The sequence below is a fragment of the Luteipulveratus flavus genome, from assembly GCF_029439465.1.
Lineage (GTDB): Bacteria > Actinomycetota > Actinomycetes > Actinomycetales > Dermatophilaceae > Luteipulveratus > Luteipulveratus flavus.
Map to the genome: position 1 here is coordinate 131,294 of NZ_JAROAV010000010.1, position 15,264 is coordinate 146,557.

Annotated in this window: 14 protein-coding genes and 3 pseudogenes; 11 read left to right on the plus strand and 6 right to left on the minus strand. The window is 71.8% G+C overall.

Going from position 1 to position 15,264, the window contains the following annotated elements; translation table 11 throughout:
- Window positions 1–6 precede the first annotated feature (6 nt).
- Window positions 7–657, minus strand: a complete 651-nt coding sequence (locus tag P4R38_RS03730; protein WP_277191106.1) for a DUF4232 domain-containing protein — start codon at window positions 655–657, stop codon at window positions 7–9.
- A 91-nt stretch (window positions 658–748) separates the two neighbouring features.
- On the opposite strand from P4R38_RS03730, the gene hemW reads away from it, so the two are divergent.
- Window positions 749–1,984 carry a radical SAM family heme chaperone HemW gene (gene hemW / locus P4R38_RS03735; RefSeq protein WP_409201233.1) on the plus strand — a complete coding sequence of 412 codons (1,236 nt, stop codon included), beginning with the start codon at window positions 749–751 and terminating at the stop codon, window positions 1,982–1,984.
- On the opposite strand, the gene P4R38_RS03740 is transcribed toward hemW, so the two are convergent.
- The gene (locus P4R38_RS03740) at window positions 1,985–2,380 is read right to left on the minus strand and encodes a DUF4870 domain-containing protein (RefSeq protein ID WP_277191108.1); all 396 of its coding nucleotides are present in this window, start codon (window positions 2,378–2,380) and stop codon (window positions 1,985–1,987) included.
- Window positions 2,381–2,495: 115 nt separating this feature from the next.
- The gene (locus tag P4R38_RS03745) at window positions 2,496–3,374 is read right to left on the minus strand and encodes a DUF3097 domain-containing protein (protein ID WP_275240421.1); all 879 of its coding nucleotides are present in this window, start codon (window positions 3,372–3,374) and stop codon (window positions 2,496–2,498) included.
- A 117-nt stretch (window positions 3,375–3,491) separates the two neighbouring features.
- Here P4R38_RS03745 and hrcA point away from each other — a divergent pair, with 117 nt between their 5' ends.
- Genes hrcA through P4R38_RS03760 form a run of 3 tightly spaced genes read left to right on the plus strand, consistent with a single transcriptional unit; the run spans window position 3,492 to window position 6,397 of the window.
- Window positions 3,492–4,520, plus strand: coding sequence for a heat-inducible transcriptional repressor HrcA (hrcA, locus tag P4R38_RS03750; protein WP_275240419.1), 1,029 nt, complete (start codon window positions 3,492–3,494; stop codon window positions 4,518–4,520).
- Window positions 4,517–5,644, plus strand: coding sequence for a molecular chaperone DnaJ (gene dnaJ, locus P4R38_RS03755; protein WP_277191109.1), 1,128 nt, complete (start codon window positions 4,517–4,519; stop codon window positions 5,642–5,644). Before hrcA ends, dnaJ begins: the two co-directional genes overlap by 4 nt.
- A gap of 12 nt (window positions 5,645–5,656) precedes the next feature.
- The gene (locus P4R38_RS03760; protein ID WP_277191110.1) at window positions 5,657–6,397 is read left to right on the plus strand and encodes a 16S rRNA (uracil(1498)-N(3))-methyltransferase; all 741 of its coding nucleotides are present in this window, start codon (window positions 5,657–5,659) and stop codon (window positions 6,395–6,397) included.
- Here P4R38_RS03760 and P4R38_RS03765 read toward each other — a convergent pair.
- A complete protein-coding gene (locus tag P4R38_RS03765; RefSeq protein ID WP_277191111.1) occupies window positions 6,386–7,159 on the minus strand; it encodes an ArsR/SmtB family transcription factor in 774 nt (257 codons plus the stop codon). The genes P4R38_RS03760 and P4R38_RS03765 overlap by 12 nt on opposite strands.
- A 119-nt stretch (window positions 7,160–7,278) precedes the next feature.
- On the opposite strand from P4R38_RS03765, the pseudogene P4R38_RS03770 reads away from it, so the two are divergent.
- From P4R38_RS03770 to P4R38_RS03800, 7 genes and pseudogenes are all read left to right on the plus strand, one after another.
- Window positions 7,279–8,019: pseudogene (locus tag P4R38_RS03770) on the plus strand (PhoH family protein); the annotation flags it as partial.
- A 345-nt stretch (window positions 8,020–8,364) separates the two neighbouring features.
- Window positions 8,365–8,817, plus strand: a pseudogene (locus P4R38_RS03775) (LAGLIDADG family homing endonuclease); the annotation flags it as partial.
- A gap of 270 nt (window positions 8,818–9,087) precedes the next feature.
- A pseudogene (locus P4R38_RS03780) lies at window positions 9,088–9,432 on the plus strand (PhoH family protein); the annotation flags it as partial.
- Window positions 9,429–9,923, plus strand: a complete 495-nt coding sequence (ybeY, locus tag P4R38_RS03785; protein ID WP_277191112.1) for an rRNA maturation RNase YbeY — start codon at window positions 9,429–9,431, stop codon at window positions 9,921–9,923. The pseudogene P4R38_RS03780 and the gene ybeY, both read left to right, overlap by 4 nt.
- Window positions 9,924–9,929: 6 nt before the next feature.
- Window positions 9,930–11,249, plus strand: coding sequence for a hemolysin family protein (locus tag P4R38_RS03790; RefSeq protein ID WP_275240411.1), 1,320 nt, complete (start codon window positions 9,930–9,932; stop codon window positions 11,247–11,249).
- Complete coding sequence (gene era / locus P4R38_RS03795; protein ID WP_275240409.1) at window positions 11,246–12,190, plus strand: GTPase Era; 945 nt, start codon at window positions 11,246–11,248, stop codon at window positions 12,188–12,190. Before P4R38_RS03790 ends, era begins: the two co-directional genes overlap by 4 nt.
- Window positions 12,190–12,921, plus strand: a complete 732-nt coding sequence (locus tag P4R38_RS03800) for a class I SAM-dependent methyltransferase (RefSeq protein WP_275240408.1) — start codon at window positions 12,190–12,192, stop codon at window positions 12,919–12,921. The genes era and P4R38_RS03800 overlap by 1 nt, the downstream gene beginning before the upstream one ends.
- Here P4R38_RS03800 and P4R38_RS03805 read toward each other — a convergent pair.
- Window positions 12,911–14,089, minus strand: a complete 1,179-nt coding sequence (locus P4R38_RS03805) for an ABC-2 transporter permease (protein ID WP_277191113.1) — start codon at window positions 14,087–14,089, stop codon at window positions 12,911–12,913. The two genes, P4R38_RS03800 and P4R38_RS03805, sit on opposite strands and share 11 nt — an antisense overlap.
- Window positions 14,090–14,125: 36 nt before the next feature.
- Window positions 14,126–15,259, minus strand: a complete 1,134-nt coding sequence (locus P4R38_RS03810) for a M4 family metallopeptidase (protein WP_275240406.1) — start codon at window positions 15,257–15,259, stop codon at window positions 14,126–14,128.
- Window positions 15,260–15,264 lie beyond the last annotated feature (5 nt).

Here is a 15,264-nt window from a genome sequence, read left to right on the forward strand (position 1 = left end):
CCCTCGTCAGTCCTGCGGCCCGACCGTCTCGGGCGCCGTCCGCCAACCACTCACGCGCACCGACCCGCCGTCCACGATGTCGATCGGCATCGTGTGCTCGGTGAGGGTCACCGGCGCCGGGGCGCTGCCGCGGGTGACGGTCAGCGCGAACGACCCCACCTGCTCGACGCCAGCGGCAGCGCCGTCGCCGCGCCAGCCGAGTCGGACGACCGCCTTCCGCCCGGGCGCGATCCGCACCGTGCGGGGGCGGATGGGCCCGTCGTTGTCGTAGACCGCCATGGTGCGGTCCCTGGTGACCCGAAACCTCTGCCCGCTGGTTCCCCACATGGTGGCGGTCGCGTAACCGGCCACGGTGCACGGCGTCCGGCTGGTGTTCGTCGCGACGACCGCCATCTCGCGGTAGCCGAGGGAGGCGTCCGTGCCGCCTGCGACCAGGCGCAGCTGGGAGGGCTGGCACGGACCACCTGAACGGGGCGCTGCGGCGTCGGTGACCCGGACAGGCGGAGTGGCCGGGGCGGACCTCGACGCGGTTGTCGACGGTTTGCCGTCCGTCCCGCTCGGTGTCCGCCCGCCCTCCTGGCCGGGCGCGACCTCGGTGCCGCACCCGGCCAGGGCTGCGGCGACCGCGAGCGACAGCACGACCGGTCGGGCCCTCACCGGGCCTCCGTCGGCGTCATCGGTGCGAGAACGACCGGCTCGTCAGGAGTCACGGGACCACTGTGCCGGACGACGCGGGCGAGCACCGACAATGGAGGACGTGCCGAGTGTCCTGCCCGACGGAGAGCCCGCCCCGCGCGACGGGGCGCTGCCCTCGTCCGCGCTCACGCACCTGGGCGAGCGGCCGTTCGGCGCGTACGTCCACGTGCCGTTCTGCTCGGTGCGCTGCGGGTACTGCGACTTCAACACCTACACGCTGACCGAGCTCGGCATGCCCGGCGCAGGGGTGTCCTCGTACGCCGACGCTGCTCTCGCGGAGGTCGCGCTCGCGGCCGACGTGCTGGGCCCGGCCAGGCCGCCGATCGACACCGTCTTCGTCGGCGGCGGCACCCCGACGATGCTGCGCTCCCGTGACCTGGTGCGAATCGTTGACGGTCTGCGTGACGCGTTCGGCCTGGCCGAGGGCGTGGAGATCACGACCGAGGCCAACCCGGACTCCGTCACCCCGGACTCGCTGCGCGAGCTCGCCGACGGTGGGTTCACCCGGGTGAGCCTGGGCATGCAGTCGGCCGTCCCTCACGTGCTGCGAACCCTGGAGCGCACGCACGACCCGGCCAACGTCGGGCGCGTGGTCGAGGCGGTGCGGGCCGCCGGGATGCAGGTCAGCGTCGACCTGATCTACGGCACACCGGGGGAGTCGCTCGGTGACTGGCGGACCAGCCTGGAGGCCGCGGTCGCGATGGAGCCCGACCACATCAGCGCGTACGCACTGGTCGTCGAGGACGGCACCAAGCTGGCCGCCCAGGTGCGCCGCGGACTGGTGACGATGCCCGACGACGACGACGAGGCGGACAAGTACGAGCTGGCCGACGAGATGCTGTCGACCGCCGGGTTCGGCTGGTACGAGGTGAGCAACTGGGCGACGTCCCCGACGACGCGGTGCCGCCACAACGAGGGCTACTGGGCGGACGGCGACTGGTGGGGCATCGGCCCGGGCGCGCACAGCCACGTGGGCGGCGTGCGTTGGTGGAACGTCAAGCACCCCAACGCCTTCGCCGGGCGCGTCAACGCCGGCGACTCGCCGGCCGCGGGACGCGAGCTCCTCACCGAGGAGCAGCGGTACGACGAGCGCGTCCTGCTCGGCGTGCGCCTGGTCGAAGGTCTGCCGCTGGACCTCGTCCGCCCGGACGGCCGCCGCGCCGTGGCCGGGCTGGTGGCCGACGGTCTGCTGGACGGACCCAGCGCCGTCCGGGACGCGCGAGCGGTGCTCACCCGACGCGGACGGCTGCTGGCCGACACGGTGGTCCGCCGCCTGCTGGGCTACTGATCAGCGCAGCACACGCAGCTGCCACGGGTACTCGTACGGCTGGCCGTTGGCCGCGCGGATCGCGCCCTTGACGTGGCACCAGGCCGCGACGACGAAGATCACGATCAGCAGCGGCACGCCGACGATCAGGCCGATCACGCTGAAGATCAGGATCCAGCTGATGAGGTAGAGGATCCAGAACGACAGGTTGAAGTTGAACGCTCCCGCGGCGGCGTGCCGGGCGGCAGGGCTCCGGTCCTTGTAGACGAACCACACGATCAGCGGTCCGACCATGCTGAGCCAGCCCAGGCTCAGGACGGCGGCGATCGGGGCGGACAGGTGGGCGAGCACCGAGGCGGTGCGGTCCTGCGAGGACAGGGCGGGTTGGCCCGCGTACGGCTGGGTGGGATAGCTCATGGCATCACTCCTGGATCGGTTCTCCACCAGTGAACTCCACGAGAGGCGCAGAATCTCGCCCGATCGGGGTGGGATCGGTGGGGACCAGGGTGGTTTCAGGGACCACCCTGACCGGCTACTCCTGCGGTGCGGTGACGAAGTCGATGAGCTCCTCGACCCGGCCCAGCAGCGAGGGCTCCAGGTCGGCGTAGGTCCGCACGGTCGACAGGATGCGCTTCCAGCCCTGAGCGACGTCGGCCTGGTCGGCGTGCGGCCACCCGAGCTCGGCGAGGATGCCGTGCTTCCACGACGTCCCGCGGGGGATCACCGGCCACTGCGACCAGCCGAGCCGCTCCGGTCGGACCGACTGCCATACGTCGACGTAGGGGTGGCCCACGATCAGGACGTGCTCCGAACCCGCGCTGCGGTGGGCCTCCTCGACGATGCGCGCCTCCTTGGTGCCCGGCACCAGGTGGTCCACGAGCACCCCGAGCCGGCGTGACCGGTCCGGAGCGAAGTCGCGGATCACCGCGGCCAGGTCGTCCACGCCGTCGAGCATCTCCACGACCACGCCCTCGATGCGCAGGTCGTCGCCCCAGACCTTCTCGACGAGCTCGGCGTCGTGGCGCCCCTCGACGAAGATCCGCGAGCCGGACGCGACCCGCGCGCGAGCGCCCTGCACGGCCACCGAACCGGACGCGGTGCGCTGGGTCGCCGCGCGGGCGGCGTCCAGCGCGGACCGCTGGGTCGCGGTGGGCGGCGTCAGCTCGACGGGCTTGCCGTCGACCAGGAAGCCCGGCCCGAGCGGGAACGCCTTGAGCCTGCCGCGGCGGTCCTCCAGGTGCACGACCTGCATGCCGCCGGCCTTCTCGACCCGGACGACGGCGCCGCACCAGCCGGTCTGCGCGTCCTCGACCACGAGCCCCGGCTGCGCCTCCACCGGCGTCGACCGGCCGCGGCGGGGAGCCTTCCAGTCCGAGCTGAGCACGTCACTGCCGTATCGGTCGTAGGTCACGCGGCGAGACTAGGCGGACGCGCCGCGTCCACCGGCGTCCGACACGCTCGGCTGCAACCACCCCGTAGACTTGGCACTCGGATGTCCTGAGTGCCAGCGTCAGCGAGGAGGTGGACCATGTCCGAGGAGCGACGGCTGCAGATCCTGCGAGCGATCGTGCAGGACTACGTGTCGACCTCCGAGCCGGTCGGCTCCAAGGCCCTGCTCGAGCGCCACCACCTGGGCGTGAGCGCGGCGACGGTCCGCAACGACATGGCCGTCCTGGAGGAGGAGGGCCTGATCGCGGCCCCGCACACCTCCGCCGGCCGGGTGCCGACCGACGCCGGCTACCGGCTGTTCGTCGACCGGCTCAGCCAGGTGAAGCCGCTCAGCCGCGCCGAGCGCTCGGCCATCCGGGAGTTCCTCGAGCAGTCCATCGACCTGGACGACGTCGTGGACCGCACGGCCCGGCTGCTCGCCTCCATCACCCAGCAGGTCGCGGTGATGCAGTACCCCTCCCTGTCCCGCTCGTCGGTCCGGCACATCGAGCTGGTGCCGCTGACGTCCAGCCGCCTCATGGTGGTGCTGATCACCTCCAGCGGCCGGGTCGAGCAGCGTGTCATGGACGTGGGGGAGGAGAACCTCGCCTCAGCCGGCGGCGAGGCGTTCGTCGCCCGGCTGCGCAGCCGCCTCAACGCCGAGGCGCAGGGACGCCTGCTCGGTGACGCCGCGCAGGGCCTCACCGACCTCCCGGAGACGTTCGACGACACCGAGCGCGCCTCGGTGCGGCGCGTGGTCCAGGCCCTGACCGACGTCCTCGCCGAGCAGCGCGAGGAACGCGTCGTCCTGGCCGGTACCGCGAACCTCGCCCGCACCGGTGGTGACGTGGTCAGCATCGCGCCGGTGCTGGACGCCCTGGAACAACACGTCGTCCTGCTGCGTTTGCTCTCGACGATGAACGCCGACGCGACGGACGCCGTCGCGGTGCGGATCGGTGCGGAGAACCCGTACGAGGGCCTGCACACGACCTCGATGGTGACCACGAGCTACGGCACCGGAGCGGTCGCAGGCCTGGGGGTCCTCGGCCCGACCCGGATGGACTACCCCTCGACCATGGCGGCCGTTCGTGCCGTCGCCCGCTACGTCTCGGAGATCCTCGATCAGTGAACGACTACTACGCCACCCTCGGTGTCGACCGCGATGCGAGCCAGGAGGAGATCAAGCGCGCCTACCGCAAGCTGGCGCGCAAGCTCCACCCGGACGTGAACCCCGACGCCGAGGCGTCGGATGAGTTCAAGCGGATCTCGCAGGCGTACGAGGTGCTGTCGGACCCGCAGAAGCGACGTGCCTTCGACATGGGTGCCGACCCGTACGCCCAGGCGGGCGCCGCCGGCTACGGCCAGGGCTTCTCGTTCAGCGACATCATGGACGCCTTCTTCGGCGGCACCGCCGCAGGCGCCGGTCGCGGTCCTCGGTCCCGCCAGGAGCGCGGGCAGGACGCCCTGCTCCCGCTGGAGATCGACCTCAGCACCGCGGTGTTCGGCGGCAACGCCGACCTCGTCTTCGACACCGCGGTCGTCTGCCCGACCTGTCACGGCGGCGGCTCGCGGCCGGGCACCGGGACGCGGACCTGCGACGTCTGCCAGGGCGCCGGTCAGGTCCAGCAGATCCAGAAGTCCTTCCTCGGCCAGGTCATGACCACCCGCCCCTGCTCCGCCTGCCGCGGGTACGGCGAGGTCATCACCGACCCGTGCTTCGAGTGCTCGGGCGAGGGCCGGGTGCGTGACCGCCGCAGCATGACGATCAAGGTTCCGGCCGGGGTCGACAGCGGCACCCGCATCCAGCTGTCCGGTGAGGGCGAGGTCGGACGCGCCGGCGGCCCGGCCGGAGACCTGTACGTCGAGGTCCGCGTCCGCAAGCACGCGATGTTCCAGCGGCAGGGCGACGACCTGCACTGCTCGCTGGAGCTGCCGATGACCGCCGCCGCTCTCGGGACCACCCTCCCGCTGGAGACCCTGGACGGCACCCGCGACGTCGACATCAAGCCGGGTACACAGCCGGGCGACGTCATCACGCTCAAGGGCCTCGGCGTCACGCACCTGCGCTCGAGCGTGCGCGGCGACCTGCACGTGCACGCCAACGTCCGTACGCCCACCAAGCTCGACGCCCCGCAGCAGGAGCTGCTCCACCAGCTCGCCAAGGAGCGCGGCGAGGAGCGGCCCGAGGCGAAGTTCCAGCCCGTCAACCACGGTCTGCTCGGCCGCCTGCGCGACGCGTTCGCCGGCAAGTAGGCGCCGGCCGTCATGACCGCGCCGCTCTTCCACCTGGAGCCCGGCCGCCTCGACGGGTGCGCACCGGGCTCGTCGGTGGTGCTCGACGGTGCGGAGGGGCGGCACGCGGCGACCGTGCGCCGGATCGGCGTCGGCGAGGACGTCCTGCTGGCGGACGGGTCCGGCCTCCTGGTGCGGGGGGTCGTCTCGACCACCGCCAAGGACGAGCTGACCCTGACGGTCGCGTCCGTGGAGCAGGTGGCTCCGGACCAGCCGCGGCTCGTGCTGGTCCAGGCGCTGGCCAAGGGCGACCGGGACGACCAGGCCATCGAGGCGGCCACCGAGCTCGGCGTCGACGAGGTCGTCCCCTGGCAGGCCGCACGCAGCATCGTGCAGTGGAAGGGCGAGCGTGGCGCCAAGGCGCACCGCAAGTGGGAGAGCGTCGTCCGTGCGGCGGCCAAGCAGTCGCGCCGGCCCGTCGTGCCGGTGGTGGCCGATCTCGTCGCCCGGGACGCCCTCGCCACACGAGCCGCCGCCGCCGCTCTCGTCCTCGTCCTGCACGAGGACGCGCGGACGCCGCTGAGCGACGTCGAGCTGCCGGCTGAGGGTGACGTGCTGGTCGTGGTCGGACCCGAGGGTGGCATCGCCCCCGACGAGGTCGACGCGCTCACGGCCGCCGGGGGAGTGCCGGTCCGGCTGGGTCCGACCGTGCTGCGCTCCTCGAGCGCCGGTCCGGCCGCCCTGGCGGTGCTCGCGTCCCGCCTACGCTGGTGACGCGCCCAGCAGATCGGCCAGGGCCTCCTCGCCGCGCCGGGTGATCACCAGCTCGCGCGGCCGCGGCCCGTCCTCCACCCAGCCCTGGTCCCGCACGCTCCGCAGCAGCGCGGCACCGAGACCGCCCGCCAGGTGGTAGCGCTGCTCGGTCCAGTCGGTGCAGAACCGCAGGACTGGGCGGCTGCGCCCGTGCTCCCGCAGCGCCGCCAGGTTCACACCCCAGCGCGCCAGGCCCTCCGCGGCGCGGGCGCCCAGCTCGTACGGCGACCCGTGCGCGGGGGAGGACAGCGCGTCCGAGTGCGACCGGTGGACACCGTCGCCGCCGTCGGTCCGGCGCAGCACCGCGATGTCGACCAGGTGCGCGGTGATCCGTACCCCCAGCCGACCGGCGAGATGGTCGTAGCAGGTACGGGCGTCGCGGAGCCGTTGCGCCCGGGTGCCCTGCCGCAACGAGGTGATCGGTGGCTCGGGCGCGAGGCGACCGAGCGCCTCGAGGGCGGTCGCGACCTCCGCGCTCGCCAGACTGTAGAAGCGGTGCCGTCCGCTGCGCTCGACCGTCACCAGTCCCGCCTCCAGCAACCGTCCCAGGTGCGAGCTGGTCGTCTGGGGCGTGACACCGGCCTCGGCGGCGAGCCGCCCGGCCGGGAGCGCACGGCCGTCCAGCAGTGCCGACAGCAGGCGTGCGCGCGAGCGGTCCGCGAGCAGCGCTGCGACCGCGGCGATGTCCGGCTCGCCGCCGGTACGGGTGATCGGTGCGCTCATCGGTCCATGGTGCGCCCAGGACGTCTCGACCACCGTCGAGACGACCGAGACGCTTCACCGAGGACCGCGGCGAGAACTCATGAGGTGACGACAGTCCCGAACCGTAGACTGAGGGGAACATGACTGACGATCACAGCACCATGTCCACCGGACCCGACTCCTCCGACATCGAGGGTCTGCCGCCGACGACCGAGACCCCGCGCACCATCGTGATCCCGCCGGACGTGCAGATGGTCACCCTGCTCGGCCCGCGCGACGAGCTGCTGCGCACCATGGAGCGAGCGTTCCCGCGCCTGGAGATCCACGTCCGCGGCAACGAGTTCCACCTGACGGGTCCGGAGGCGGACATCGCGATCGTCGAGGACCTGCTCACCGAGCTCCTCACCATCATCGACGCCGGCCAGCCGCTGAACCGGGACGCGGTCGAGCGCTCGATCGGGATGCTGCAGTCCCAGACCCGTGAGCGTCCCGCCGACGTGCTGACGATGAACATCGTCAGCAGCCGCGGTCGGACGATCCGGCCGAAGACGCTTGGTCAGAAGGAGTACGTCGACGCGATCGACAAGAACACCATCGTGTTCGGGATCGGCCCGGCGGGCACCGGCAAGACCTACCTCGCGATGGCCAAGGCGGTGGCCGCGCTGCAGGCCAAGCAGGTCAACCGCATCATCCTGACGCGTCCGGCGGTGGAGGCGGGCGAGCGGCTGGGCTTCCTGCCCGGCACCCTCAACGACAAGATCGACCCCTACCTGCGGCCGCTGTACGACGCGCTGCACGACATGGTCGATCCGGACTCCATCCCGCGCCTGATGGCCTCGGGCACCGTCGAGGTCGCGCCCCTGGCGTACATGCGTGGCCGAGCGCAACCGTTGGACGCGAAGGTGCTGACGCCGGAGGGGTTTGTCCCGATCGGCTCGCTCGCGGTCGGTGACCTGGTGATCGGGTCGAACGGAGAGCCCACGCCCGTGCTCGGCGTGTTCCCACAGGGACGCAAGCAGGTCTACCGCCTGTCGACCCAGGACGGCGCGTCGACGCGCTGCTGCGGCGAGCACCTGTGGGCCGTCATGACGCGCGATGACAAGCGCCGTGGCAAGCAGCGCGTGGTGCAGACGACCGACATGATCGGCCGGCTGCGCCAGAACCACTTTCACCGCTTCGAGCTACCCGTGGTCGATGCCGTGGCCCTTCCTGAGCAGCCGGTGCCGATGGATCCGTACGCACTCGGGCTGCTGCTGGGCGACGGCTGCATCACGACGAAGACGACCCCGTCGTTCACCACCGCCGACCCGGAGCTGGTCGAGGCGCTCGAGCAGGCGCTGCCCGGCATCACGCCGGTGCGCAAGTCCGGGTACGACTACGTCCTGAGGCGCACCGGCGGCGGACGCGGTGGAGTCATCGTCGCGAATCCCGTGACCGCGGTGGTTCGCGAGCTGGGGCTCGCCGGCACGACGTCCGCGACGAAGTTCGTGCCGACCTCCTACCTTCACAACACCCGCGAGGTTCGCCTCGCGGTGCTGCAGGGTCTTCTCGACACCGACGGTGGTCCCGTCCCGCAACGCGGGCGCACCTGTCGGGTCCAGTACTCGACGACCTCGACCCGCTTGCGGGACGACGTCATGTTCCTGGTGCGCTCGCTCGGTGGCGTCGCGTACACGAGGACGAGAGCTGCCGAAGGGAGAGTGCCGGGGCTGGCGAACGGGCGACCGGTGGGTTACCGCACCGACGCACACGTGGTCGACATCCGGCTTCCGGAGGGCTGCGAGCCCTTCAGGATGACGCGCAAGCGTGAGGCCTACGCCCGTACGGCGCCCGGGAGGCCGATGCGCTATGTGCACGCCATCGAGCCGCTCGGCGAGGTGGAGACGGTGTGCATCCAGGTGGCCGCGGCGGACTCGCTCTACGTGACCGACGACTTCATCCTCACCCACAACACGCTCAACGACGCCTTCATCATCCTGGACGAGGCGCAGAACACCTCGGCCGAGCAGATGAAGATGTTCCTCACCCGCCTCGGGTTCGGCTCCAAGATGGTCGTGACCGGAGACGTCACCCAGGTCGACCTCCCCGGCGGTACCCAGTCGGGTCTGCGGGTGGTCCAGGACATCCTGGGCGGCGTCGAGGACGTCCACTTCTCCCAGCTGAACGCCCAGGACGTCGTCCGCCACCGGCTGGTCAGCCACATCGTCGAGGCGTACGGCCGGTGGGACGCTCGAGGCAAGGCCGGTCGCGGTCCCTCCCGCGTGCGTCCGGCGCAGGAGCGGGACCAGGCATGAGCATCGACGTCCTCAACGAGACCGACGTCGAGGTCGACCTCGACGAGCTGCACGCCTGTGCGGGCTACACCCTGGAGCAGATGCGGGTCCACCCGCAGGCCGACCTGTGCGTCCGCGTGATCGACGAGGCCGCCATGGAGGTCCTGCACGTGCAGTGGATGGACCTGCCCGGCCCGACCGACGTGATGAGCTTCCCGATGGACGAGCTGCGTCCCGGTCGGGACGGCGCGGAGCCGGAGGAGGGCGTCCTCGGCGACATCGTGCTGTGCCCGACCGTCGCCGCCCGCCAGGCGGCGCAGGCCGGCCACTCGGCGCAGGAGGAGCTGCTGCTGCTGACCGTGCACGGCATCCTGCACCTGCTCGGCTTCGACCACGCGGAGCCGGACGAGCGCCGCGAGATGTTCGACCTGCAGCGCACCCTCCTGCTCACCTTCCTCGCGAGCCGGAACCGACCCGCGGCCCGGATCACCCCTCCCTCGGGAGCTGAGTGAGCCGTCATGACCGGCTTGTGGATCGCCGCGCTGCTCAGTGTGGTGCTCGGCTTCGTCCTCGCTCTGATCGAGTCGGCGATCGGCCGCCTGGGGCCGCACCGCGCTGACGACCTCGCCGAGGAGGGTCGCCGCGGTGCGAGCACCCTCCAGGCCCTGCTCCAGGACCGCGGTGCGGTGCTGATGGTGATCACCTTCCTGCGGGTGCTGGCCGAGGCGACCGCTGCCGTCCTGGTCACCCTCGCCGTGGACCGGCTCGTCGGAGGCTTCTGGACGACGTTGCTCGTCGCGGTCGCCGTGATGGCCGTGGTGTCGTTCGTCCTCGTCGGGGTCTCACCGCGCACGCTCGGGCGCCAGCACGCCGAGGCGGTGGCGCTGGCCAGTGCGCCGCTGGTCCGCTGGTTGCGGGCCGTGCTCGCCCCGATCGTGCGGCTGGTCGTGCTCGTCGGCAACGCCGTCACGCCCGGCCGCGGCTACCGCGACGGACCGTTCGAGACCGAGGCCGAGCTGCGCGAGTTCGTCGACCTGGCCCAGGAGTCGGAGCTGATCGAGGCCGACGAGCGCAAGATGATCCACTCGGTCTTCGAGCTCGGCGACACCGTCGCCCGCGAGGTCATGGTGCCGCGGACGGACATGATCACGATCGATCGCGGGAAGACCCTGCGCCAGGCGATGGTGCTGTTCAGCCGGTCCGGGTTCTCCCGTCTGCCTGTCGTCGACGGCAGCCCGGACGAGGTCGCCGGGCTGCTGTTCTTCAAGGACGTCTCGCGCCGGATCTTCACCGACCCCGACGCCGAGTCCACGGTGGTCCACGAGGCGATGCGCCCGGTCGCGTACGTCCCGGACAGCAAGCCGGCGGACGACCTGCTGCGCGAGATGCAGCTGGAGCGGCGCCACTTCGCCATCGTCATCGACGAGTACGGCGGGACGGCCGGTCTGGTGACCATGGAGGACATCGTCGAGGAGATCGTCGGCGAGATCGACGACGAGTACGACCGCGCCACCCCGGGGGTGGAGCACACCGACGACGGGCGTACCCGGGTGCCGGCCCGGATGCACGTGGACGACCTCGCCGAGCTGTTCGAGGTCACCATCGAGGAGGACGACGTCGACACCGTCGGCGGCCTGCTCACCAAGCTGGTCGGTCGCGTCCCGATCCCCGGCGCGACGGCCGTTGTCGCCGGCCTGCAGCTCACCGCGGAGCGGATGGCCGGACGACGCCATCAGCTCGCGACCGTGGTGGTCGACCGCGTCGCGGCCGACGCAGGGGACAATGAGCCGACGCTGACCGCGAACCACCGAGACATCGGCGAGGAGAAGGTGCTGTGAACGCAGGAGGAGCGGGTACGGGCGCTCGCGGCGAGGACTTCCGCGCGGGGTTCGCCTGCCTGGTGGGACGGCCGAACGCCGGCAAGTCCACGCTGACGAACGCCCTGGTCGGGCAGAAGGTCGCCATCACCTCGAGCAAGCCGCAGACCACCCGGCACACGATCCGCGGCATCGCGACCAGTGAGCGGGGCCAGCTGATCCTGGTGGACACACCGGGGCTGCACAAGCCGCGCACCCTGCTGGGCCAGCGGCTGAACGACCTGGTGCGGGAGACGCTGCTCGAGGTGGACGTGATCGGGTTCTGCCTGCCGGCGGACCAGCGGATCGGGCCGGGCGACCAGTTCATCGCGGCCGAGCTGAAGGAGCTGCGCCAGGGCCGCCGGCGTCCGGTCGTCGCCATCGCGACGAAGTCGGACACGGTCGACAAGCAGCGCCTGGCCGAGCACCTGGTGAGCATCGACCAGCTGGGGGAGTGGGACGAGATCGTCCCGTGCTCGGCGACGGGCGGCGACCAGGTCGACGTCGTCGCCGAGGTGCTGACGTCGTACCTGCCGCTGTCGCCCGCGCTCTACCCCGACGGCGTCCTCACCGACGAGCCCGAGGCGGTGATGATCGCCGAGCTGGTCCGCGAGGCCGCGCTGGAGGGTGTCCGCGACGAGCTGCCGCACAGCCTGGCCGTCGTGGTCGAGGAGATGGTGCCGCGCGAGGACCGCCCGGCCGACAGCCCGCTGCTGGACGTGCGCGTCAACGTGTTCGTCGAGCGGTCCAGCCAGAAGGCCATCGTCATCGGGCGCGGCGGTTCGCGCCTGCGAGAGGTGGGGACGACTGCGCGACGCGGCATCGAGGCGCTGCTCGGGCAGAAGGTGTTCCTCGACCTGCACGTGAAGGTCGCCAAGGACTGGCAGCGGGACCCGAACCAGCTGAGCCGGCTGGGCTTCTAGTGAAGGACTACCAGGCCTGGGCGGAGTTCGGCGACGTCCTGCGGCTGCCGCTGCAGGAGACCGACTTCGTGCACGAGATCCCTTGGGACGCAGCGGCGTTCGACCCCTCACTACCCCTGATCGACATCGGTCCCGGCAGCGGTGTGACGACCGTGGCGCTGGCGCAGCGGTACCCCGGAGCCGAGGTCATCGCCGTCGAGCCGGACGAGATCATGCGGTCCCTGCTGATGACGCGGCTGTCGGAGTGCACGCCGGTGCGCGAGCGGACGACGGTCGTGCCCGACTCGATCCTGGACGCCTGGCTGCCCGAGCCGTGCGGTGGTGCGCTGCTGTTCAACGTCATCTACTTCCTCGGCGAGCGTGAGCGGGAGATGTTCTGGCACCGCATGGCCCAGGTGCTCGTGTCGGGTGCCTCGGTGCTGATGAGTCGCTCGTACGGCGCCGGTGGCGGGCGCGTCGAGCGGAAGCTGTCCAGCTCGGCACGCGTCGGACGGCACGAGTACCAGCGGTGGTTCGAGGCGGAGCCGGTGTCGGAGGGGCGGGTGCGCACCAGCAACACCTACGTCGTCCTGCGCGACGACGAGGTGGTCCGCGAGGAGCACACCCAGAACGTCATCGTCGGGCTCACCGAGGACCACGTCGTGGACGAGATCCCGGTGGGCCAGTTCGGCATCGAGGAGATCGACGAGCGGTTCATCGCGATCCGCCGGCTGCCCGACATCAAGCGCTGACGGCGTCCGACTCCTCCTGCTCCGGTGCGGTGACGTCGTCCCGCAGACCCCAGTAGACGTTGGCGCTGACGAGCAGGACCAGCAGGAGACCGGCCGCGATCCAGAGGGCGATGACGCCGAGGTGGGACCACAGGTCCTCGCTGCGCAGGTAGACGACGCTGCGCACCGCGTCGACGCCGGCGCCGTTGGGCAGCCAGCGGCCGATGGAGCGCCACGGCTCATCCAGCAGCTGGTAGCCGTACGCGCCACCGGCGCTGGGATTGCCCAGGACGACGAAGACGACGATGGCGACGCCGATCCCGATGATGCCGAGCAGCGCCTGCAGGCCGAGGGTGACGACGGAGGCCGACAACGACAGCAGGAAGCCGATGCCGACCAGCTGCCAGAAGTGACCGGTGATCGCGCTCAGCCAGGTGTCGACGACCAGCGCTCCGCCGACGCCCGAGACGGCCGCGTAGACGGCGCAGGCCACCAGCCGCCAGAGCGTCCGGCTGAAGTTGCGAGCCCGCCCCCCGCCGCGGACGCCGATGAACGAGGCCATCAGGTAGCCGCCGACGAGCCAGCCGATGACGACGTAGAAGCTGGTGAGGCCACGGGCGTCACCGGGCTGCGCCGGGACGACGTCCTGCACCGTGACCGTCCGCCGCTGGGACGCCTCGACCTGCTGGAACACCGCCTGCATCGCCTGGGAGGTGGACGCCCCCTGCGCCGAGCTGACCAGCAGCCGGTCCTGGGTGCCCTGCGGGTCGACCACCAGCACCGCCTGGCGCAGCCCGTGCCGCAGGTCGTCCACCGCGCTCGCCCGGTCGGTGGTCGCGTCGGCCTGCAGCGGGTTCCCGGCGATGCCGTTCAGCCGAGTGGCGACCTGGTCACCGGCGTCACCGGGCGCGACGACGGCGACCGTGAGCGCGTGGGGCTGCGGGGCGTGGAAGGCGCCGACGTAGGAGGCGATGAACGCCAGCTGGACGAGCAGGACGCCGATCAGGATGCCGACCCACGCCGGGCCCAGCACCTCACGGAGCCGGTCCCGACGCGGCTCGTCGGAGCTGCGCTCGTACCCCGGGCGCGGGGCACGGGCCAGGGGACTGCGGTGCTCGACGTGGGCGCCGGCGGGCGGTTCCGGGCCAGTGTCCGCTGATGGTGGGGTCGCGTCGGGCTGGTCGGACATGGTGCCTCCTCGCCTGGGGATCACACTCCGGCGACGCTACCCGCCCGGCGTGACCTTCACGGTCGCCCACGCCTGCTGGACCGCGCGGTGCTGCGTGCCCCCGTCACCGAACCGGGCCGCGGCCGCCTGGGTCGTCGCGGCGGCGAAGCCGGCGAAGTCCAGGTCCTTGGCCAGGTTGCCGTCGACGAGCGTGTCGTACCAGATCCGTCCGGCGCCGTCCCACGCGTTGCCCCCGATGGCGGTGGCGGCCAGGTAGAACGCCCGGTTGGGGATGCCGGAGTTGATGTGCACGCCGCCGTTGTCGTGCTCCTCGTCGTGCGGGAGGTCCTGGTAGCCGTCCATGTCGGCGGGCTGGGGGTCCTTGCCGAGGTGCGGGTCGTCGTACGCCGTCCCCGGCGCCTTCATCGAGCGCAGCGCGACGCCCTTGACCCGGTCGGTGAACAGCTTGTCACCGATCAGCCAGTCGGCCTGCTCGGCGGTCTGACCGAGCGTGTGCTGCTTGACCAGGGAGCCGAAGACGTCCGAGACCGACTCGTTCAGCGCGCCGGACTGACCGACGTAGGTGAGTCCGGCGGTGAACTGGGTGACGCCGTGGGTGAGCTCGTGCCCGATCACGTCGACGCTGTCGGTGAAGGAGTTGAAGTACGTCCCGTCGCCGTCGCCGAACACCATCTGCTCGCCGTCCCAGAAGGCGTTGTCGAAGTCGCGGTCGTAGTGGACCGAGGCGACCAGGCCGAGGCCTGCCCCGTCGAGGGAGTTGCGGCCGTACACCTCCGCGAACAGCGAGAAGGTGGCGCCGAGCCCGTCGTACGCCTCGTTGGCCGACTCGTCCGAGACCGCCGGCTGGCCCTCGGAGCGGACCAGCGTGCCGGGCAGCGTCGTGCCGTGCTGGGCGTCGTGCACCGACCGCTTCGGCGAGAACGCCGTGGCGCCCTCCTCGGCTCGGGTCCGGGGCCCACGCGCCCGCTCCCTCAGCTCACCGGGCAGCAGTCCGGTGCCGCCGAGACCGCCGGCCTCGCGGCCGGAGCGCGCCGACCGTACGTCACGGCGCGCGACGACGCGCATGCCGAACTCCAGTGTGTGGCGGGCGGCCTGGGCCGCACGGGGGTCGTCGACGGCGGCGAGGTGGGCGAGCAGGTGCGGCGGCACGATCAGGCAACGGTGGCTCATGACGA

Coding starts and splice junctions, on each gene's coding strand:
- P4R38_RS03810 (WP_275240406.1), bottom strand. CDS start 15,259: ATGAGCCACCGTTGCCTGATCGTGCCGCCGCACCTGCTCGCCCACCTC.
- P4R38_RS03760 (WP_277191110.1), top strand. CDS start 5,657: ATGACCGCGCCGCTCTTCCACCTGGAGCCCGGCCGCCTCGACGGGTGC.
- hrcA (WP_275240419.1), top strand. CDS start 3,492: ATGTCCGAGGAGCGACGGCTGCAGATCCTGCGAGCGATCGTGCAGGAC.
- ybeY (WP_277191112.1), top strand. CDS start 9,429: ATGAGCATCGACGTCCTCAACGAGACCGACGTCGAGGTCGACCTCGAC.
- P4R38_RS03805 (WP_277191113.1), bottom strand. CDS start 14,089: ATGTCCGACCAGCCCGACGCGACCCCACCATCAGCGGACACTGGCCCG.
- P4R38_RS03765 (WP_277191111.1), bottom strand. CDS start 7,159: ATGAGCGCACCGATCACCCGTACCGGCGGCGAGCCGGACATCGCCGCG.
- P4R38_RS03790 (WP_275240411.1), top strand. CDS start 9,930: ATGACCGGCTTGTGGATCGCCGCGCTGCTCAGTGTGGTGCTCGGCTTC.
- hemW (WP_409201233.1), top strand. CDS start 749: ATGGAGGACGTGCCGAGTGTCCTGCCCGACGGAGAGCCCGCCCCGCGC.
- P4R38_RS03740 (WP_277191108.1), bottom strand. CDS start 2,380: ATGAGCTATCCCACCCAGCCGTACGCGGGCCAACCCGCCCTGTCCTCG.